The sequence below is a fragment of the Serratia silvae genome (assembly GCF_023282985.1).
GTDB classification, from domain to species: domain Bacteria; phylum Pseudomonadota; class Gammaproteobacteria; order Enterobacterales; family Enterobacteriaceae; genus Chania; species Chania silvae.
Genome location: NZ_JAGQDC010000023.1, coordinates 1 through 19666, shown reverse-complemented (window position 1 = coordinate 19666; position 19666 = coordinate 1). Strand labels below are relative to the sequence as shown.

Sequence of the window (19666 nt, the reverse complement as noted above, 5' to 3'; positions counted from 1 at the left end):
CTGCGAAATGCCGCCATCAGGATATGGCGGAATCTGACGCAGTCTCTGCCGCACGCAATTGCTGCAACAGCTTTTGTCGACCGTAATAGCTCTTGACCCACGTAGCCAGACAGTACAGCCCAAGCGCGGCCTCAATCGAATGATATATGGGGTCAAACTCACCGGTAAAGAACTTAAGCAGAGCCATTCCAAGCGTGGCAACGCCCCCGATCAACAGCCAAGTCATCAACTTGGTCAGTTGGCTAATTTTCTGTTGCAGTTCATTGCTGATCTGTGTGGTATTTTCCATTTAACTTCCTTGTTATTTCAACGTGTAAACGGCGCTGTCGCTCAGCAGTTGACTCTTACCGCTTGCCACTAACATTTGATGATTAAAGTATGACGGGTACAGATAACCCTATATATATTCATAAGCAAAATCAATATTAAACAATAAGATGAGATTTCAACACGTTATCCACTCAGAACAAAAGCCTGGTTTATTCTTCTTCAACGATAGAAAAATATAGTTTACTAAAAATCACATTACTGACATCTAGTATTGTTGAATCAATATGCTTCCCCAAGATTGACGTAGCGCTCACCTCGCATTATCCTACTGTTTTAATTTGAATATTTATAAAATCTCACAAAACATGGCAGATCGCAGGCTTCTGATGCAGTAACGCTTTAGATTAAGGAAAATCATATGTTGGATACTGGCAAGGATGCAACGGGTTTGAGGTTTACGCTCAGTGTAGGTAGCCTACCACCTGATACTTTCGTAGTATCGAGTTATACTTTGCATGAGCAACTTTCTGCCCTTTTTGAGCTGGAACTCGAAGTCGCAAGTGGTAATCCCAGTGTGGAATTTCATTCAATTCTGGATAATAACGCAACTCTAACCATTTGGCGCAATACCGAGGTGCTACGCATCGTCAATGGCATAATCAGTTCCGTCGAACAAGGGGATACTGGACGTCATCAGACCTGTTACCGGCTTAGTGTCCGCCCCATGCTTTGGCGAGCAGGGTTAGGGCGACGCTCGCGAATTTTTCAGCAACAGGACTTTCTGACCATACTGGAGACCCTGCTGAAAGAAAATAAAATCAGCGATTACGATCACGCTTTTCGTCATCTCCATGGTGTCCGTGAGTTTTGTGTTCAATATGATGAAAGCGATCTTGAGTTTATAAACAGGCTCGCCGCAGAGGAAGGGATTTACTACCTCTTTGAGCATGGAAACAACACGCACACAGTGGTATTTTTCGATGATAGTGCCTCATCTGAGGATGGCCCTACATTACCCTACTACCCCAGCAGCACAGAACAAGCTGACGAGTTATGCATTACCAGTTTTCGTCGCCGAGAAAGCGTACGCACTTCTGAAGTCTTGCTAAAAGATTATACCTTTAAGGATCCCCTATGGGGCGCAGAATATCGTGATTATGGCCGCGATACAGAACATCAGCCAAATAGATATATGCATTATGATTATCCTGGCCGCTATAAAGACTCTGCAGGCAAAGCTTTTGCCCGTTGGCGAGTTCAAGCATTACGCAACGATGCCCATCAAGGGGAAGGGACCAGCAATAGCCCAGCATTGCTACCCGGCAAACGTTTTATATTGGAAAACCACCCGCTGGAGAGCAACAATCGACGCTGGCAAATCAGCGGGGCAACTCACATTGGCAGGCAACCTCAAGCACTGGAAAAGGCAACCGGTGGGCAAGGAACAACATTAGTTTGTCAATTCGCCTTTATTCCAGATATTCAAACCTGGCGCCCCCATGTGCTGCCGAAACCGCGTATCGATGGTGCACAGATTGCAATTGTTACAGGTCCGGATACCGAAGAAATTTTTTGTGATAACTACGGACGGGTTAAGGTTCGTTTTCTCTGGGATCGCTCAGGGAGAACAGATGACACCAGCTCCTGTTGGATCCGGGTATCCCATCCATGGGCAGGCCCAAGATGGGGAATGTCAGCTATCCCACGTATTGGCCATGAAGTGATAGTGGAGTTTTTGAATGGTGATCCAGACCAGCCTGTGATTATTGGCAGGACCTATCACGCCAGCAACTTGCCCCCCGGTAATTTACCCGGGACCAAAACCCAAATGTCGATCCGTTCACAAACCCACAAAGGGGATGGGTTTAATGAACTGCGTTTTGAGGATGAAAAAGATAACGAAGAAGTCTTTATTCATGCACAGAAAAACATGGCCATACGGGTACTCAACTCCAAAGATGAACGGGTGGCATACAACCGAAGTAGCAGCATAGGCCATGATGAAGAGATTGTCATCGCCAACAACCGAACCTTGACTGTAGAAGGACAGCAGGATCAAAAAACCACGGGTAATTTTATTGAGCTTATAGAAGGGGACAACCACCTCCATATCAAAGGCGATTTGTCGCAAAAAATCGACGGTTCTGTGGGGATGCATGTTAGTAATGAGCTGGTGTTCCATAGCGACAGTAAAATCACTTTCCGAGTCGGCGGCAGCTTTATTGCCATTCACTCGGGCGGTGTTGATATTAAGGCCCCTATGATCAATCTGAATAGCGGAGGGGCTGCCAGTGAAGTGGCTTTGCCCAGTAGCCCAAGGGTACTTGCCGCTGCGGCGGCAGAAGGAGCGTTGTTCGTCGCACATTGCCCAAATGCCGACAAGTAAAAAGGAGACATACTGGACATGATTTCTTATGCCGTTATCGATGGAGCCATGGAAAAAGGACTCCTGCCTATGTTAGAGGCGCTAGATCCCCCTGCCTCCTGCCTGTATGCCGAGCCCGTACAGCCAGAGCTGGTCGAACTAGCACCTTATCTGGTTCTGGTCACCAAGGAAGTTAAACGTTGGCTCACCACTCGAGACACCCCATGGGGATACTATCTGATGTCGGAGGCGGATTTGAAAACGCTGCGCCAGCATTTACGCAAGTATCTTCAGGTACTGATCCCTGACCAAGAAAAACCGGTTTTTTTTCGCTTCTATGACCCACGTAATATCGAATTGCTCTGCGATGTTTTATCTGATTGGCAATTACACCACTTTCTCGGTCCTATCAAGACGATTGTCACAGTAAGCAAAGGCACTGAAATTGCGAGTGATTTCACTACTCGGCGTGCAGCATTCCCTGCCGACGCACGTTCCCGGCAGAAAATGCTTGTTTTACAACCAGATCAGTTAGTGCGTTTCAACTTGGCTTTTGAAGAGCGTTACATTAATAAGTTAGCAGCAAGAATGAAAACAAATGCCAAGCGATATACTGATGATAACTATCATCCATTTGCCCAAGCATTATTCTATTATCTTCAGCAACGGGACATTACCGATGATAGAGTCATCAGCGGGTTGGCTAATTTGTTTATCGCCAGAGGGTATAACCAGTTAAGTGATGTTCCAGAATATATTACAACACGCTTGGAGTCTTTGGGCGCTCCGGGACTAGTCAATGCCGAGCTGTTGTTAATCGACGAACTTGGCTCCGTGCCACTTTTAGAAGAAGGATAATAATGATGGGAGCAGGGAAAGCTGTGTGTGACTGTGATCTCCCCAACAGTTGTATATGCAAGATTGATATTACATCGAACATCAAAGGTGCACCGACTTATACCTATAATCAAAAAGGAAATTTGCCAAACATTGCTGCACATGACAGCAAAGGCGAAGGTGCCGATGTTAAGATTAATGTTATAAGCAAAGGCTGCATTGGCAAACACAGTGATTGTCCTAAAGGGATTATTTACGATCAATATGGACAGGTTTACAAAACGGTCGTAGGAAATAAAACCTACCAACTTAAGTATACTGAAGAAAAAAATCAAAATGAACTCAGCTCAAAATACAATATTGTTTCATTGATCACACTGGTGCTGTTAGCAAATTTTAAACAATTACCCTTTGCCCTATATCGCTTTCGCGTCACAGAGTGCCAGGGGAATCCATTGGTGAAGGCAAGCCCTTCCTCGGCAGTTCAAGTAGGAACGTATACGGTCAGTGACAGTGAGATACAGATTTACCCAAATTATAAATTGAGTATGGATGTGACGATTGGATTGGAGTCTGAGGTAAAAGAGCTCACCGCAGATGAACGACGGGAAATAATGCGTGACAGTAACCAACAATCTGGTAAAGGAGACAATCACACTGGGTGGACTCGACGCACGGGGAAACAATCCGTTCAAACCGGGATAAGTATCAACGGGTCAGCCAGTGTGATCTATGGCAACCTGCCAGAAATCAAAAAAGAATCCGATACGCTTAAAAAGGAGTTTGCACGTTATAAAAACAAGCTCTCATTGCTGGACCATGCGGATAAGGCATTGAGTACGGTGGGGAAGATGTTTAGTACCCCCAAGGACGGCGGTGGTTACCCCATATTCAGGAGTGAATTTGCCTATCCGAAGCTGAAAATTAATGGCACACATGAACTAGCCTTTTCCAAGCAAACCACCCAGCCTTATTTGAGGGGTAAGGTGAGCGTAGGACTTGACCCACTAGTCGGAGTGAAATTCACCATTGACTTGATTCAGGCTTTCGCTGCTCAGTATGGTTCTCAACGCTTTGTTGAAGTACTACGGGAAGCTGGGGCTGCAGGCGAGAGTGGCGTTAAGTCTGGACGTAATGGGGCCTATTTGGGCGCGGTATTTGACTTGATTGTTTCCGGCTCGCTCTCTACCAAGTTTAGCGTGGAAACTGATGAGAATCTAGAGTTATGCTACAAAGCCGATGAAAGACTGGAAGGCAAACTCAGCATTGCAGCGGATTTAACCCTGCGGGCAGGAGCAAAAATAGGATTTATCAGCGGTTACTTTAAAGCCGGTGGCGGAATGAAGGCTGAGGGATGCTTTGGCTTGTTGCCGGAAAATAAAGAGCTGTATCTGGTTTTTTATCATAATGGTGTGCAGGCCGAGTATTGGGTGGAGTATGGGATCGGGGAGGATAAACAACCTCAGAATAGGCCAGCACCGAAAAGAAATGACAGAGGTGTTGTCACTGGGCGCACAACCACTCAAGTAACTACCAGCGATCCTTTCAAGGGTAAAAACAAAAAAGTCTGGAAGATCCATAAGGGGTTGACCAAAGCTGAATCAACATATCGAATTAAGCTAAGCGGATAAGCCGCAGGGACGATAGCGAGTAGCCAAATGAAAAAAGAACTTTTTTTATTGTTAAGCCTATTTTCATCATCAGTGTTGGGAGGGAGTAAAATGCCACCGGTTAAATATCTACTTTACTTTAATATTTATAACTCTATTTGTATCACGTACGTTAATGATACGGAAACGTTCTATAATTACTATGAGAAAGGTCCCCTTACCTCTGGTGTAAATATCACACCTTACCTCATGAATGGTAAAAACAGTCTCTCAGTAGCAGTCGCCGGACTAGGGGCATTCGATGGAGATGATACTTATCCCTCTGATGCTAAATGTGAGTTACGGATCACTGCTGCAACCCCACAAGGCGAGACGGAGATAGCAAAAATTATTGCTACGTCCAATGAAAAATCTCAGCCAACTGGGGCCTCTTCTCCAAAAGAAAGCGGTACCATGGTTACTGAGAGTATGGTGAAAGATACTTTTCTTTATAAAGTAAAGCGCAATTTTACTATTCAAGGTATCCCTGAATGGGCCTGGACAAAAGCAACACCTTTTGAGCCTAATGTCGAAAACATGACCAAATTACACCAAGCGTATATGGAATTAAGGCAGCTTATGTTAAATAAAGATGCCACCGGTATCCAGCGAATGGCTCAGTTCTCTTTTAGTGAAAAAGAAGTGGCTGAATCTTTACCTTCAGGTAGTTGGTATCAATCACTATTTGAAGATCGATTACCAAAGATAGATTCTGCAAAGCCGATTAACTGGGATGAATATGAACTTATCAGCATAAACAATGGCCGTCTGGTTAAGCTGGATAGTCGGGGAAATTCACCCTTGCAACTTTTAGATAAAAATGGCGATTTTGTTTCAGGCTACGCCCCCTATTTCTCCTTGATTAATGGGAAAATGGTACTAACACGCTGATAATAGATTAATCGTGGCAGGTTTTTTATGCCACATACATAAAGTAAAGGGAAACATATGACACAAGCGGTGAAAATAGGAGATATCGGAACTGACCATGATGGCTTCCCGGCAACGGTAGTTATTAGTGGTTCTTCCACGGTGAAAGCGGATAACCACGGCTTGGCTCGTGTTGGGGATGCTTTACTTCCCCATAGCAGACCGAATCATCCCCTACACCCGCGTAAAATAGCCTCAGGATCTACAACAGTTTTTGTTGATGGTAAAGCCGCCGCCAGATCCGGTGACTCTATTGACTGCGGGGGGATGGTGCTTGGCAGCGGTACGGTGAATATTGGATAGCATTGATGTAAACCAATCAACGGCATCAAGAACTCCTCATAAAATCAAATCATTGCTGCGTTATGACAGCTAATTTAAGCGGATGTTCTGTGGCACAATGGCACATAGCACCAATGCAAGGACCAAAAACGCCTTTATACTGTAGGCTAGTCCCGAGGTTTTCGGTCTTCATGGTTGAGAGACTTTTACATAAGGTTATGAGATGAAAACAAAAACGCTTGCTGTTGTTTTACCCTTGGCCCTGTTCTTAAGCGCCTGTACCACCGTCGATCCGGCCTTTAAGGATGTTGGCGTTCGCACCGGCGCCTGCGTGGAAGGTGGCCCGGATACGGTGGCCCAGAAATTCTATGACCTGCGCATTCAGCAAGGTCCAAGCACCGCACTGCCGGACAGCAGCCGTCTGGCACAGTTGCAGCCTTACCTGAGCCAGGTGCTGTATCAGGATCTGGTCAGTGCCGGTCAGCACCCTGGCAAACACACCATCACTGGCGATCTGTTCTCTGGCAATGCCCAGGGGCCAACCAGCGCATCGGTTGCTAGCGCTTCCACCATTCCTAACACCGATGCCAAAAACATCCCGCTGCGCGTACAGCTGACCCACCAGAAAGAGGGTGCCAGTGCAATCAACTGGCAGGATGAAGTGCTGATGGTACGTGAAGGCACCTGCTGGGTGGTGGACGACATCCGCTTCCTCAACATCCCGCAACATGCCGCCAGCGGTACACTGCGTCAGGTCCTTGAGAACCAGTAATACCGAGATGGCAACCGGGGGTAACGTCTTACCCGGTTGCCAATTAACCTCCTCAGAAATGCTCAAAATTCCATCAGCTTGAGAAAAATAGCTAGCTATATCACAGTGTGCGCGACAAATCCGCCATTCAGCCAGCGCTCACGGTATCTTCTGCTATTATTTAGTCATTCTGCGACGTACTAATAAATTTTAACTCACAAAGATTGCATAAGTATTCTGTGGAAGTTACCATTCTCGGCATCAATGTCTATTCAATTTCAGCGCATGAGTATTCAACTAAACGATATCAACTGCTTTTACGGCGCACATCAGGCGCTGTTTAACATTACACTGGATTGCCCTGCCGGCGAGACTCTGGTGCTGCTTGGTCCAAGCGGCGCGGGTAAGAGTTCGCTGCTGCGGGTGCTTAACCTGCTTGAAATGCCACGCTCTGGCCACCTGCAAATCGCGGGCAATCAGTTCGACTTTAAACAGTCACCGGGGGAGAAATCCATCCGCGAACTGCGCCAAAACGTGGGCATGGTGTTCCAGCAGTACAATCTCTGGCCACATCTAACCGTGGTGCAAAACCTGATCGAAGCGCCCTGCCGCGTTCTTGGCCTGACCAAGGCACAAGCGATGGCGCGTGCCGACAAGTTGCTGACCCGGTTACGCCTGACCGATTTTGCCGATCGTTTCCCACTCCATCTCTCTGGTGGCCAACAGCAGCGCGTAGCCATTGCCCGTGCGCTGATGATGGAACCTCAGGTTCTACTGTTCGATGAACCGACGGCCGCACTGGATCCGGAAATTACCGCACAGATCGTCAGCATCATTCGCGAGTTGGCGGGCACCGGTATTACTCAGGTGATCGTCACCCATGAGGTTGAAGTCGCGCGTAAAACCGCCAGCCGCGTGGTGTATATGGAAAATGGCCATATCGTCGAACAGGGCGATGCCAGCCTCTTTGCACAACCGCAAACCGTAGAGTTTGCCAATTACTTATCACACTAATAGCCATATTTGCTGTTCTCTGGGAGTTTGCGATGAAAAAACTACTAATCGCCGCCGTTCTGGCTGGCATCAGCGTTTCTGCCTCAGCAGCCGAAACTATCCGTTTCGCTACCGAAGCTTCCTACCCTCCGTTCGAATTTGTCGCGGCGGATAACAAGATCCAGGGCTTCGACGTCGATCTGGCCAATGCTCTGTGTAAAGAGATGCAGGCTGAGTGTACCTTTACCAACCAAGGCTTCGACAGCCTGATCCCAAGCCTGAAGTTCAAGCGTTTCGACGCGGTAATGGCCGGTATGGATATCACCCCAGAACGCGAAAAGCAGGTGCTGTTCAGCAAACCTTACTACGATAACTCGGCCCTGTTTATTGCCGAGAAAGGCAAAGTGGCCGACGTGGCCGCGCTGAAAGGCAAACGCGTTGGCGTGCAAAACGGCACCACGCACCAGAAATTCCTTACCGATAAACACCCGGAAATCACCACCGTGGGTTACGACAGCTATCAGAACGCCATTCTGGATCTGAAAAATGGCCGTGTTGATGCAGTGTTCGGTGATACCGCCGTGGTTAACGAGTGGCTGAAAGAGAACGCTGCGCTGACCGCCGTGGGCGATAAAGTGACGGATAAAGACTATTTCGGTAGCGGTCTGGGCATTGCCATGCGCCTGCAAAATACCGAACTGCAGGGCAAATTCAACGCTGCCCTGGATAAAATCAAGCAGGATGGGACTTACGAAACCATCTACAAAAAATGGTTCCAGCAGTAATCATTATCCATGAATGAAATCCAACCTTTAGCTAGCGCCGCCGGGATGACCGTCGGCCTTGCCGTTTGTGCCCTGGTCCTCGGCCTGATCCTGGCGATGCTGTTTGCCGTCTGGGAGTCATCCCGCTGGAAAGCGGTCAGTTGGCTCGGTACCGCCTGGGTGACCCTGCTGCGCGGCTTGCCAGAAATTCTGGTGGTGCTGTTTATCTATTTCGGCTCTTCACAGCTGCTGATGGTGCTGTCCGACGGCTTCGTCCTGAACTTCGGCCTGTTCCAACTGCCGGTACAGCTGTCCATCGATAATTTCGAAGTCAGCCCGTTCCTGTGCGGCGTTATCGCTCTGGCCCTGCTCTATTCTGCCTATGCGTCGCAAACGCTGCGTGGGGCGCTGAAAGCGGTGCCACAGGGCCAGTGGGAGTCCGGCCAGGCTCTGGGGCTAAGCAAGACCGCCATCTTCTTCCGCTTGATCATGCCGCAAATGTGGCGTCACGCGCTGCCGGGGCTGGGCAACCAGTGGCTGGTGCTGCTGAAAGATACCGCGCTGGTGTCGTTGATCAGCGTTAACGATTTGATGTTGCAGACCAAAAGTATTGCCACACGCACCCAGGAGCCGTTTACTTGGTATGTGATTGCGGCGGCGATCTATCTGGTTGTTACCTTGCTGAGCCAGTACATCCTTAAGCGGATCGAACTACGCACAACGCGTTTTGAGCAGGGGCCAGCCTGATGCTTGAATTCATCCCCGAAATCATTAAAGGCTTGCATACCAGTCTGTCTCTGACGATTGTCGCACTGATTGTTGCCTTGCTGATGTCGCTAGTGCTGACGGTGATCCTGACGTTAAAAACCCCGGTGCTGACGCAGTTGGTGAAGGTCTACATTACGTTGTTCACCGGTACGCCGTTGCTGGTGCAGATCTTCCTGATTTACTACGGCCCTGGCCAGTTCCCGGCGATCCGTGAGTATCCCTGGCTGTGGAACCTGCTGTCGCAACCCTGGCTCTGCGCGATGATTGCGTTGGCGCTGAACAGTGCGGCCTACACCACCCTGCTGTTCCATGGGGCGGTACGCGCTATCCCGGCGGGCCAATGGCAATCCTGTGAAGCGCTGGGCATGTCACGTCAGCAAACGCTGCGTATTCTGCTGCCGTATGCTTTCAAACGTGCCTTGTCATCCTACTCCAATGAAGTGGTTCTGGTGTTCAAGAGTACCTCGCTTGCCTATACCATTACCCTGATGGAAGTGATGGGCTACAGCCAACTGATGTATGGTCGAACCTATGACGTGATGGTCTTCGGTGCCGCTGGCATTGTGTACCTGTGCGTGAATGGCCTGCTGACATTATTGATGCGTATGGTTGAACGCCGCGCATTGGCGTTTGAACGGCGTAACTGAGCCAAGCCTCGCTGAACCAGCCCTGCCACGCGCAGGGCTTTTTTATGGCTAAAATAATTTTCTAGTCATATATATTGCATAGTAATTCACTAAATGGCATTGTTATCGGCATAGCCACTCACAATGCCCTTGGGGCGTTGTCAGAAAAAAGGTGGCGAGACAAAATCAAATTTACGACAGGAGCCGTACCGATGAAAAAGCTGTTACTTGCCGCCACCATTCTCGCCGGGATCACCTTTAACGCTGCCGCCGCAGACACTATCCGTTTCGCCTCTTCAGCGACCTACCCGCCGTTTGAATCTCTGGATGCCAATAACCAGATCGTCGGTTTCGATATCGATTTGGCCAAGGCCTTGTGCAAACAGATGCAGGCTGACTGCACCTTCACTAACCAGGCCTTTGACAGCCTGATCGCCGCGCTGAAATTCAAAAAATATGATGCGGTGATTTCCGGTATGGACATCACGCCAGAGCGTAGCAAGCAAGTTAGCTTTACTCAGCCCTATTATGCCAACTCGGCCATCGTCATTGCTCAGAAAGGCAAGTTCGCTACGCTGGCGGATTTGAAAGGCAAAAAGCTAGGGATGGAGAACGGCACCACGCATCAGAAATACATGCAGGATAAGCACCCAGAAATTAATACCGTGTCTTATGACAGCTACCAAAACGCCGTGCTGGAGCTGAAAAATGGCCGTATCGATGGCGTGTTCGGTGACACTGCAGTGGTTAATGAATGGCTGAAGAATAACCCGGAACTGGCTGCCGTAGGCGAGCACGTAACCGACGCGCAGTACTTTGGTACCGGCCTGGGCATTGCCGTGCGCCCGGATAACCAGGCACTACTGGCCAAGTTGAATGCTGCGCTGGACGCGATCAAGGCGGATGGGACCTACAAGGCGATTAACGATAAGTGGTTCCCACAGTAACCCGCTCCGCTAGACTAATGGCCCTCGCTGGAGGGCCATTATTTCCGCACCAACAGCGTCAATACTTCGTAATGGGCAGTATGCGGGAACATATCAAATAGCTGCACACGTTCAACGCGGTAATCGGGCAACATCGCCAAATCCTTCGCCATACTTAGCGCATTGCAGCTGGAATAAAGAATAAAACCCGGCGCCATGCGGTTGAGATAATCGCACAGCTCGTTGCCAATTCCCCGGCGCGGCGGGTTCACCAAAACCAACTCAGGAACCTCTCCCTCAGCAGTAGCAAATCGGGTCGAATCCAGCGCCTGAAAATCCACCTGCTGTAAACCGAGAGTTTGCGCCGACTGTTTGGCACAGGCAATCGCCTCTGCGCTGATTTCAATGCCGGTCAGCCTGGTTTGCAGCTGTGCGCAATGCAACCCGAAACCGCCAACGCCACAGAACAGATCCCACATGCTAGCGATCCCTAGCGCCCGTACCCATTCCCGTGCGGTGGCATACAGCTGGCTGGCCACCTGCGGATTGGTTTGAAAAAAGCTCTGCGGGCGAATGTATAACGGCACCTGGTTGAACCGCTCTTCCAGCGCCTGCTGTTCAGTCAGCGGGATTTCATGCTCGCCTTCCATGATCGCCATATGCACCGGTTGAATATTGGCGGAGATCACCTTCAACTGCGGCAACTGCTGCTGTAACCAAGGCAAGGCCGCACGCAGTTGCGCCAGCTTACTCTCTGAACGCAGCACAAAGCGCAGCATCAGACCGCCGCTGAAGGTGCTTTCCGTCAGAAGTAAATATTTCAGCTCGCCACGTTTGCGCGCCACGTTATAAGGCGTTAAACCAGCGCGAGGAATAAAGTCTTTCAAGACCGCGAAAATCGGGGCAAAACTGACCGGATACAACGGGCAATCACACAGGTCTACCGGCGTGCCATCACGGTGCAACATGCCTAGCAGCGGACGCTCAACGCTACCGCTGACCACCATTTTCGCCTTGTTGCGAAATGCACTCTCTTCACCCGTCACCGGTTCCAACCACTGCACGACATCGCGATCCGCCAGTAAGGATTGCAAATGATGTTGTTTTTCTTCCAGTTGCTGGGGATAGGGTTTTTCCAACCACTGACAGGAACGGCAGGTACCCGCCGAGTACAAAGCGCAATGCATGAATAGTAACCGTTAAATCAGGATGACCAGTGAGGGCGCAGATTGTACCACCCAACGCAGACAAAAACTTATTTACCAGGCCAGGAGAAGATAAAACGCCGCCCAGTCAGGCGGCGCTTGAAGCTCGATGAATCGCCAACAGCATCAGCCACGAGCGGCCCTTTGCAGTTCACGCGCGCGCTGTTTTTCCGCCCGCGCCATAAACCACCAGGCAATAAACCCGATGATCCCCACGACCAGCAGGATCAGCGTTGCTAAGGCGTTGATCTCCGGGTTAACCCCCATACGTACGCTGGAGAATACCAACATTGGTAAGGTGGTGGCCCCAGGCCCGGCCACGAAGCTGGCGATCACCAGATCGTCTAAGGAGAGGGTAAACGCCAGCATCCAGCCGGAGATCAGCGCCGGGGCAATCATCGGCAAGGTGATCACGGAAAACACTTTCAGCGGTGTCGCCCCCAGATCCATCGCCGCCTCTTCAATCGAACGATCCAGCTCACGCAAGCGCGAGCTGATAACGACCGACACATAGGCGGTACAGAAGGTGACGTGCGCCAACCAGATGGTGAACATCCCGCGCTCAGAAGGCCAACCAAAGGTGTGCCCCATCGCCACAAACAGCAGCAGCAGCGACAAACCGGTGATCACGTCTGGCATAACCAGCGGTGCGGTGAGCATAAAGGCAAACCCGGTCGACCCCCGGAAACGCCCAAAGCGCACCATCACCATCGCGGCAATGGTGCCGAGGATCACCGCCGCCGTGGCAGAAGCCGCCGCGATGGTCAAACTCAGGCCGACCGCGCTAATCATCGCCGAATCGTGGAACAGTTCGATATACCAACGGAACGACCATCCTGCCCACACGGTAACCAGCTTGGAGCTGTTGAACGAGTAGATCACCAGCATCAGCATCGGTGCGTAGAGGAAGGTGAAACCGACCACCAGAATCGCTATGCGCCACGGTGAGCGCACTACCGGCAAGTTATTCATCCCTGCCCTCCCATTTCCTTGTTCTGGTGCTTGTGGAACCAGAGAATAGGTACAATCAGCAACAGCAGCATCACGGTGGCAACCGCCGAGGCGACCGGCCAGTCACGGTTATTGAAGAACTCCTGCCAGAGCACGCGGCCAATCATGATGCTGTCTGGCCCGCCGAGCAGTTCTGGGATCACAAACTCCCCCACCGCCGGGATAAACACCAGCATCGAGCCGGCAATGATACCGCCACGCGTTAACGGCATGATCACGCTGAAGAAGGTTTTCAACGGCTTGGCCCCCAGATCCAGCGAGGCTTCAACCAGCGAATAGTCAAGGCGCGTCAGCGCGGTATAAATCGGCAACACCATAAATGGCAGATAGGAATAAACGATGCCGATATACACAGCCAGATTGGTATGCAGGATCACCAATGGTTGATCGATCACCCCCAGCCACATCAGGAAGTTGTTCAACACCCCGTTGTTCTTCAGTATCCCCATCCAGGCATACACGCGGATCAGGAATGACGTCCAGGAAGGCAGGATCACCAACAGCAGCAGAATGTTACGGGTCGACGACTTACTGTGCGCTACCGCCCACGCCAGCGGATAGCCGATCACCAGGCAGCACAACGTTGAAACCACCGCAATCTGTAGAGATTGCAGATAGGCATCAATGTATAGCGGGTCGTCGGCCAGTTGCAGGTAGTTGGCAAAGTTCAGCGCAATATCGAGTTTGCCGTCTGCCCAACTCATCAGATCGGTATAAGGCGGTACCGCCAAGGCCAGCTCAGACAGGCTGATCTTGAAAACGATCAGGAACGGCAACATAAACAGCAGCAGCAGCCACAGCAGCGGCAGCGCGATCACCAGCTTGCGGCCATGGGCCATCTGCAAACGTTGGATAAACGCCTTAATCGGGCCAGGTACTCTTGCCGGAGGCTCCGGCGAACGTTCAGAAAGCAATGTCATGGTGGTTACTCCTCACTTTCTCAACTACACCGTCAGAACCACACAGCTGTCGGTTTCCCAACACAGGCGCACTTCATCACCCCAGGTCGGCATGCCTTTGCGGAAGCGATGGCCGTTTTGCAGCTGCGCACTGATCATCTGCCCGCTGAGCAGCTTAACGTGGTAGATCGACAGATCGCCCAGATAGGCGATGTTCACCACCTCACCCACCGCAAAGTTGCAGCCGTCTTCCGGCACTTCCTCACACAGCATGATCTTTTCCGGGCGGAGCGCGACCTGAATAGGCACGCCGTCTACCACCGAAGAATCAGGATCGACTTTGAGCGCATGGCGTAAACCCGGGCTTTGCAGGATCAGTGCATCGTCCCGCCGCTCCTGCAACACGCAATCGAACACGTTGACCGAACCGATAAACTCGGCGCTGAAACGACTGTTCGGGTGCTCGTAGATCTCTTCCGGCTCACCGATTTGCACAAACTTGCCGCGGTTCATGATGGCGATACGGCCAGCCATGGTCATCGCTTCTTCCTGATCGTGAGTCACCATGACGCAGGTCGCGCCCACGCGCTCCAAGATATCCACTACCTCCAGTTGCATGCGATCGCGCAATTTCTTATCCAGCGCCCCCATCGGTTCGTCCAGCAGCAACAGCTTCGGCCGTTTGGCTAGGCTGCGCGCCAGTGCCACACGCTGACGTTGCCCGCCGGAAAGCTGATGCGGCTTACGTTTGGCATATTCCTGCATATGCACCAAGGTGAGCATCTCGGTGACGCGTTCGTTAATTTGCGCGCGCGGCATTTTGTCCTGCTTGAGGCCAAACGCGATGTTCTGCTCCACCGTCATATGGGGGAACAGCGCATAGGACTGGAACATCATATTGACCGGGCGCTGGTATGGCGGCACATGGGACATGTCCTGACCATCGAGGACAATTTGCCCTTCCGTCGGCTGTTCAAAACCGGCCAACATGCGCAGCAACGTCGATTTTCCGCAGCCGGAAGGCCCCAACAGCGCAAAGATTTCGCCCTTGTAGATCGTCAGGCTGACGTCTTCTACCGCGTTCTGGCCGTCAAAGGTTTTGGTGAGGTTACGGATTTCCAGCAGAGGGGTGAAAACCTTCTGCGATTTGGCTAGCGGACGAGGGATAACGTCGTTCAATCGGGGTGCTCTCCGGCTAAAACAATACGAACAACCACAGCAATTGCCATGGCCCAAAATGGCAATGCAGACGGGTTATAGTCCCGTCTGCTTATCAATACCCTATGGATTTCGAGCTAAAGCTAGGCGAAACGCTGCAGCTTGAAAGACGACGGGTATTTACTTCCCGCTTTTAACTTTAGTCCATGCCCGGGTAACAACACGGTCAAGTTTTGGCGACTGCACGTTCAGCGTGAACAGCTTGGCGCGAATATCTGCCGGTGGATAAACGTTCGGGTTATCACGCACCTCGGCATTCACCAGCGGCGTTGCATCTTTCACCGCGTTAGCATAAAACACGTGGTTGCTGATATCCGCGATCACTTCCGGCTTGAGCAGGAAGTTCAGGAACTGGTAGGCCGCATCTTTGTTTTTGGCATCGGCTGGCATCGCAAACATGTCAAAGTAGGTCAGCGCCCCTTCTTTTGGGATGGAGTAAGCCACATTGACGCCGTTTTTGGCTTCCTTGGCACGGTTGGCGGCCTGCATGATGTCGCCAGACCAGCCAATGGCCACGCAAATATCCCCGTTAGCCAGATCGTTAATGTACTGGGAGGAGTGGAAGTAGCGGATATTCGGACGCAGCTTCATCAACAGGTCGTTGGCCGCACCGGTATAATCTTCCGCGCTGGTGCTGTTAGGATCTTTGCCCAGATAATGTAAGACGGTGGCATAGACTTCGCTTGGCGCATCCAGGAAGGAGACACCACAGCTTTTCAGCTTTTCCAGGTTTTCCGGCTTGAGGAGCAGATCCCAGCTATCGACCGGAGCATCTTTACCCAACACCGCTTTGACCTTATCAACGTTATAGCCAATGCCGGTGGTCACCATCATGTAAGGGATACCGTACTTATTATCCTTGTCGTTATGTGCAACCAGTTGCAGCATCTCGGGATCAAGGTTTTTGTAATTAGGTATCTTGCTCTTGTCCAGCGCTTCAAAAATACCGGCTTTGGACTGACGCTCAAGGAAGTTGGAGGAAGGAACCACCAAGTCATAACCGGTGCTGCCCGCCATCAGTTTGCCTTCCAGAACCTCGTTGGAATCAAAGACGTCATACACCACTTTGATGCCGGTTTCTTTCTGGAATTTGGCCAGGGTATCCGGCGCAATGTAGTCGGACCAATTGTAGATGTGCAGCGTGTTGTCTGCGGCCGACGCGGTGAGACAAGCCGTCATCAGCAAGCCGCCAACCACACCCGATAACCATTTTTTACGTTGGGTGACCATCCGTAACTTCCTCCAAAACAAGGGGTAAATTTGTATCCTGAAATGATACAACGCCTTTGATTAACCGAGCGCAATCGTTGCGATCGCGAGTGAATAGCTATGCAGTTGATTGCATGCAATTCTCTCACCTGCCAGTTCACGAGGTCACAAACAGGAGCGTGAGCCTTTAGCAAGATCAGCAGCATAACCGGAGTTGCCAGACGGTGCCAGCCTCCAGGGTAAAAAACGCCTTTTATCGATTAATTATGCACGGGTTCTGTATGTGATGCGGCAATAACGCCCTAAAAGACGAGAAATATCTGGCAATAAGGGAGAAACGCAGAATATCTGGTTGTGGGGGAAAGTCCGGGCTGCGTGCCGCCAGATCTGCGGCACACATAATGTACAGCGAAAATTAATGCAGCATCGGTTGGCTGGCTACGGTAGCCGGGTTCTCTTCTTCATCACCCATAAACAGCAGATCGTTCGCCCTGGCTTCCAGGATCACCATCGAGATCTGTTCTTCGCCCTGTTGCATAAAGTGGGCAAACTGCTCATAGGCCACGCCTACAGCAATGCTCAACGATTGGCACACGATAAGCTTTGGCAAGTTATCGTCTTGAATATCAACAAAGGCCTTGATGGTCAGCGAACTGGCATTGATTTGACTGAGGTCGGCCACCAGCGGGATCAGTGCGGTTGGCTTGACTTCGGCCAGCGCGGAAAACAGGATCACGTTATCCACCAGATCGAGCTTGGCATCGAATACGCCGTCAAAGTTTTGCATGTGCGGCAGGTGTAACGCCTGGCAAGAATCACATTCAAAAAACGAGATCCCCAACTGATCCAACCAACGTCGTAATAACGCCAAATCGGGGACGATGAGTGAATCCATAAATTACCAGCCTCACAGGGTTCAAAAATATGAAAAGGCGCATAGCTTACGGAATATTCAATCGAGATGCCACGATCAAAGCCGCTTAATTCACTAATGCGACAACATTCCACGAGTATCCACAGCAGCTATCCCACGTATACGCTTGGCGCAACAGAGGAAAGCGCCATTTCTCATCCGCCAGATTTCAGACGAAAGCCAGGCCGGGCTCGTTGCTCAATGTACTCGATCATCATGCCTGCAATATCCAACCCGGTGGTAGTTTCAACACCTTCCAACCCCGGCGATGCATTCACTTCCATCACCAGCGGGCCACGATCGGCACGTAGGATATCAACCCCGGCAACATCCAGCCCCAGCGTCTCCACGGCCTTGATCGCCGTAGCGCGCTCCTTGCCGGTGATATGCACTTTACGGGCCGTGCCACCACGGTGCAGGTTAGAACGAAACTCCCCAGGCTTTGCCTGGCGTTCAATCGCGGCAACGACCCTGCCGCCAACGACCAGACAGCGAATGTCGCAGCCGTTGGCTTCACGGATATACTCCTGCACCAGGATATGGGCGTTCAGGCCACGGAAGGCGTCGATCACGCTCTCCGCCGCCTGGCGAGTTTCGGCCAATACCACACCGATCCCCTGAGTCCCTTCAACCAGCTTCACCACCAGCGGTGCACCACCCACCAATGCGATCAAATCACCGGTATCATCCGGCGAATGCGCAAAACCGGTAATGGGCAGGTCAATCCCCTGGCGCGCCAGCAGTTGCAGCGAACGCAGCTTGTCACGCGCTCGGGTAATGGCCACTGACTCGTTGAGCGGATAGCTGCCGAGCAGTTCAAACTGGCGCAGCACGGCGGTGCCATAAAACGTAATGGCGGAACCAATACGCGGGATCACCGCATCATAGCGTTCCAACTGGCGGCCACGATAATGAATGCTTGGTGCCGCCGGGTTGATATTCATATAGCAAGACTGCGGATCGATAACATCGATATGGTGCCCACGCTGCTCTGCGGCCTCGCGCAGTCTCTTACATGAGTACAGCGAACCATCGCGTGAAAGAATGGCAATTTTCACTCGTCACCCCTAAAGGCGTTGCTCACCTGCATTGGCAGGCATTCCCCATAGCCGCGTTTAGTCTTGCGGTCCCTGGTCTTGTTTATCTTTCGGCGGAGTACGCCGATCGTTCTGCGGCGGCAGACCACCGCGCAATAGCGGGCTGAACCCTTGAACTACGCGCCACACCAAAAACGCAGCGGCAGGAACCATCATGAAGACGCCAATAAAGATCATGCCAACCGCCGCCTGTTGCGAAGCCAGCATGCCCGGCAAACGCACGTAGTCATGAATACTCAGATAAGAGAGTATCAACAGCACCATGCCCAGCCCTTCAAGCACCAGCACCGAACGCGGTAAGTCACCGAATGAACGCATATTTTTTTCTCCAGACTCACTGTGCTCAGTGTAGTTAATTCGCCATCGCAGCAACAGCCCTAGTTGATTAATCGGTTCTATAAATCAGACCAAGAGGCAGATCCTGCTTTTTTTTAGCTCAACCAACGGGCATAGTAAGCGACAGACGTGAGTGATAGCGCAACTGAAGTCTTTTTATGACGGAAGGAATGTCGTTACAATAACGGTTAATTATTAATAACAGACTAGGAGTGTTACATGTTTGCTGTAATCTTCGGGCGTCCAGGCTGTCCTTACTGTGTCCGTGCTAAAGAGCTGGCAGAGAAATTGACTGAAGAGCGTGACGATTTCAACTTCAGTTATGTTGATATCCACGCAGAAGGCATCACCAAGGCCGATTTGGAAAAAACCGTGGGCAAACCGGTAGAAACCGTGCCGCAGATCTTTATCGATCAGACCCACATTGGCGGCTGCACCGATTTTGAAGCCTATGCCAAAGAAAACCTGAATCTGTTCCAGTAAGTTGCAGGATAAGACAGCAAAAAGGCCACCGAACACAGGTGGCCTTTTTTATGATTATGACCCGTCCTGAATAGCGTTGACACGTTTTCGACTTAAATCCGGAGAACGTGATAATGACCGAGTTTAAACGCACA

The 19666-nt window shown here is 50.9% G+C and carries 21 protein-coding genes; 12 read left to right on the top strand and 9 right to left on the bottom strand.

The window, feature by feature from the left end; all coding sequences use genetic code 11:
- Positions 1-16: 16 nt before the first annotated feature.
- The gene (locus KAJ71_RS21145) at positions 17-289 is read right to left on the bottom strand and encodes a hypothetical protein (protein ID WP_248947496.1); all 273 of its coding nucleotides are present in this window, start codon (positions 287-289) and stop codon (positions 17-19) included.
- A 399-nt stretch (positions 290-688) separates the two neighbouring features.
- Between KAJ71_RS21145 and KAJ71_RS21140 the strand changes: the two genes are divergently transcribed.
- The 11 genes from KAJ71_RS21140 to artJ (KAJ71_RS21090) all read left to right on the top strand — a co-directional run bounded on the left by KAJ71_RS21140 (position 689) and on the right by artJ (KAJ71_RS21090) (position 11182).
- Positions 689-2656 (top strand): type VI secretion system Vgr family protein, encoded by a 1968-nt coding sequence (locus tag KAJ71_RS21140; protein ID WP_248947495.1) that lies wholly within the window; start codon positions 689-691, stop codon positions 2654-2656.
- Positions 2657-2674: 18 nt separating this feature from the next.
- Positions 2675-3493, top strand: a complete 819-nt coding sequence (locus tag KAJ71_RS21135) for a DUF4123 domain-containing protein (RefSeq protein WP_248947494.1) — start codon at positions 2675-2677, stop codon at positions 3491-3493.
- Positions 3494-3495: 2 nt separating this feature from the next.
- On the top strand, positions 3496-5103 hold the full coding sequence (locus KAJ71_RS21130) for a hypothetical protein (protein WP_248947493.1): 1608 nt from the start codon (positions 3496-3498) through the stop codon (positions 5101-5103).
- A gap of 27 nt (positions 5104-5130) precedes the next feature.
- A complete protein-coding gene (locus KAJ71_RS21125; protein ID WP_248947492.1) occupies positions 5131-6012 on the top strand; it encodes a hypothetical protein in 882 nt (293 codons plus the stop codon).
- Between the two features lie 57 nt (positions 6013-6069).
- On the top strand, positions 6070-6354 hold the full coding sequence (locus KAJ71_RS21120) for a type VI secretion system PAAR protein (protein ID WP_248947491.1): 285 nt from the start codon (positions 6070-6072) through the stop codon (positions 6352-6354).
- Between the two features lie 202 nt (positions 6355-6556).
- The gene (locus KAJ71_RS21115; protein WP_248947490.1) at positions 6557-7105 is read left to right on the top strand and encodes a lipoprotein; all 549 of its coding nucleotides are present in this window, start codon (positions 6557-6559) and stop codon (positions 7103-7105) included.
- A gap of 264 nt (positions 7106-7369) precedes the next feature.
- Positions 7370-8098, top strand: coding sequence for an arginine ABC transporter ATP-binding protein ArtP (artP, locus tag KAJ71_RS21110; RefSeq protein WP_248947489.1), 729 nt, complete (start codon positions 7370-7372; stop codon positions 8096-8098).
- Between the two features lie 32 nt (positions 8099-8130).
- A complete protein-coding gene (gene artJ / locus KAJ71_RS21105; protein ID WP_021804969.1) occupies positions 8131-8862 on the top strand; it encodes an arginine ABC transporter substrate-binding protein in 732 nt (243 codons plus the stop codon).
- A 9-nt stretch (positions 8863-8871) separates the two neighbouring features.
- A complete protein-coding gene (gene artQ, locus KAJ71_RS21100) occupies positions 8872-9588 on the top strand; it encodes an arginine ABC transporter permease ArtQ (protein ID WP_248947488.1) in 717 nt (238 codons plus the stop codon).
- On the top strand, positions 9588-10256 hold the full coding sequence (gene artM / locus KAJ71_RS21095) for an arginine ABC transporter permease ArtM (protein ID WP_065685357.1): 669 nt from the start codon (positions 9588-9590) through the stop codon (positions 10254-10256). Before artQ ends, artM begins: the two co-directional genes overlap by 1 nt.
- A gap of 191 nt (positions 10257-10447) precedes the next feature.
- Positions 10448-11182 (top strand): arginine ABC transporter substrate-binding protein, encoded by a 735-nt coding sequence (gene artJ / locus KAJ71_RS21090; RefSeq protein ID WP_248947487.1) that lies wholly within the window; start codon positions 10448-10450, stop codon positions 11180-11182.
- 38 nt (positions 11183-11220) lie between these two features.
- Here artJ (KAJ71_RS21090) and rlmC read toward each other — a convergent pair whose 3' ends face one another.
- From rlmC to KAJ71_RS21050, 8 genes are all read right to left on the bottom strand, one after another.
- Positions 11221-12348, bottom strand: a complete 1128-nt coding sequence (rlmC, locus tag KAJ71_RS21085) for a 23S rRNA (uracil(747)-C(5))-methyltransferase RlmC (RefSeq protein ID WP_248947486.1) — start codon at positions 12346-12348, stop codon at positions 11221-11223.
- 144 nt (positions 12349-12492) lie between these two features.
- Positions 12493-13338 carry a putrescine ABC transporter permease PotI gene (potI, locus tag KAJ71_RS21080; protein ID WP_021804974.1) on the bottom strand — a complete coding sequence of 282 codons (846 nt, stop codon included), beginning with the start codon at positions 13336-13338 and terminating at the stop codon, positions 12493-12495.
- On the bottom strand, positions 13335-14297 hold the full coding sequence (gene potH, locus KAJ71_RS21075) for a putrescine ABC transporter permease PotH (protein WP_248947485.1): 963 nt from the start codon (positions 14295-14297) through the stop codon (positions 13335-13337). Before potH ends, potI begins: the two co-directional genes overlap by 4 nt.
- Positions 14298-14321: 24 nt before the next feature.
- Complete coding sequence (gene potG, locus KAJ71_RS21070) at positions 14322-15455, bottom strand: putrescine ABC transporter ATP-binding subunit PotG (RefSeq protein WP_121606445.1); 1134 nt, start codon at positions 15453-15455, stop codon at positions 14322-14324.
- Between the two features lie 159 nt (positions 15456-15614).
- On the bottom strand, positions 15615-16724 hold the full coding sequence (gene potF / locus KAJ71_RS21065; RefSeq protein WP_248947484.1) for a spermidine/putrescine ABC transporter substrate-binding protein PotF: 1110 nt from the start codon (positions 16722-16724) through the stop codon (positions 15615-15617).
- Between the two features lie 394 nt (positions 16725-17118).
- Positions 17119-17598, bottom strand: a complete 480-nt coding sequence (locus KAJ71_RS21060) for a type III secretion system chaperone family protein (protein WP_024528635.1) — start codon at positions 17596-17598, stop codon at positions 17119-17121.
- 173 nt (positions 17599-17771) lie between these two features.
- Entirely contained in the window at positions 17772-18674 is a 903-nt protein-coding gene (gene rimK / locus KAJ71_RS21055) for a 30S ribosomal protein S6--L-glutamate ligase (protein WP_248947483.1), read from the bottom strand.
- A gap of 57 nt (positions 18675-18731) precedes the next feature.
- A complete protein-coding gene (locus KAJ71_RS21050) occupies positions 18732-19031 on the bottom strand; it encodes a YbjC family protein (protein ID WP_248947482.1) in 300 nt (99 codons plus the stop codon).
- A gap of 237 nt (positions 19032-19268) precedes the next feature.
- On the opposite strand from KAJ71_RS21050, the gene KAJ71_RS21045 reads away from it, so the two are divergent.
- Positions 19269-19532: a GrxA family glutaredoxin gene (locus KAJ71_RS21045; protein WP_248947481.1), complete on the top strand. Its 264-nt coding sequence runs from the start codon at positions 19269-19271 to the stop codon at positions 19530-19532.
- Positions 19533-19666 lie beyond the last annotated feature (134 nt).

What these genes read in the sequence shown, in the direction of transcription:
- rlmC (WP_248947486.1), bottom strand. Translation starts at nt 12,348, where the DNA reads ATGCATTGCGCTTTGTACTCGGCGGGTACCTGCCGTTCCTGTCAGTGG.
- KAJ71_RS21050 (WP_248947482.1), bottom strand. Translation starts at nt 19,031, where the DNA reads ATGCGTTCATTCGGTGACTTACCGCGTTCGGTGCTGGTGCTTGAAGGG.
- artP (WP_248947489.1), top strand. Translation starts at nt 7,370, where the DNA reads ATGAGTATTCAACTAAACGATATCAACTGCTTTTACGGCGCACATCAG.
- KAJ71_RS21115 (WP_248947490.1), top strand. Translation starts at nt 6,557, where the DNA reads ATGAAAACAAAAACGCTTGCTGTTGTTTTACCCTTGGCCCTGTTCTTA.
- KAJ71_RS21145 (WP_248947496.1), bottom strand. Translation starts at nt 289, where the DNA reads ATGGAAAATACCACACAGATCAGCAATGAACTGCAACAGAAAATTAGC.
- KAJ71_RS21060 (WP_024528635.1), bottom strand. Translation starts at nt 17,598, where the DNA reads ATGGATTCACTCATCGTCCCCGATTTGGCGTTATTACGACGTTGGTTG.
- artJ (WP_021804969.1), top strand. Translation starts at nt 8,131, where the DNA reads ATGAAAAAACTACTAATCGCCGCCGTTCTGGCTGGCATCAGCGTTTCT.
- KAJ71_RS21125 (WP_248947492.1), top strand. Translation starts at nt 5,131, where the DNA reads ATGAAAAAAGAACTTTTTTTATTGTTAAGCCTATTTTCATCATCAGTG.
- artJ (WP_248947487.1), top strand. Translation starts at nt 10,448, where the DNA reads ATGAAAAAGCTGTTACTTGCCGCCACCATTCTCGCCGGGATCACCTTT.
- artQ (WP_248947488.1), top strand. Translation starts at nt 8,872, where the DNA reads ATGAATGAAATCCAACCTTTAGCTAGCGCCGCCGGGATGACCGTCGGC.
- KAJ71_RS21130 (WP_248947493.1), top strand. Translation starts at nt 3,496, where the DNA reads ATGATGGGAGCAGGGAAAGCTGTGTGTGACTGTGATCTCCCCAACAGT.
- artM (WP_065685357.1), top strand. Translation starts at nt 9,588, where the DNA reads ATGCTTGAATTCATCCCCGAAATCATTAAAGGCTTGCATACCAGTCTG.
- KAJ71_RS21045 (WP_248947481.1), top strand. Translation starts at nt 19,269, where the DNA reads ATGTTTGCTGTAATCTTCGGGCGTCCAGGCTGTCCTTACTGTGTCCGT.
- KAJ71_RS21140 (WP_248947495.1), top strand. Translation starts at nt 689, where the DNA reads ATGTTGGATACTGGCAAGGATGCAACGGGTTTGAGGTTTACGCTCAGT.
- potI (WP_021804974.1), bottom strand. Translation starts at nt 13,338, where the DNA reads ATGAATAACTTGCCGGTAGTGCGCTCACCGTGGCGCATAGCGATTCTG.
- potH (WP_248947485.1), bottom strand. Translation starts at nt 14,297, where the DNA reads ATGACATTGCTTTCTGAACGTTCGCCGGAGCCTCCGGCAAGAGTACCT.
- KAJ71_RS21120 (WP_248947491.1), top strand. Translation starts at nt 6,070, where the DNA reads ATGACACAAGCGGTGAAAATAGGAGATATCGGAACTGACCATGATGGC.
- potF (WP_248947484.1), bottom strand. Translation starts at nt 16,724, where the DNA reads ATGGTCACCCAACGTAAAAAATGGTTATCGGGTGTGGTTGGCGGCTTG.
- KAJ71_RS21135 (WP_248947494.1), top strand. Translation starts at nt 2,675, where the DNA reads ATGATTTCTTATGCCGTTATCGATGGAGCCATGGAAAAAGGACTCCTG.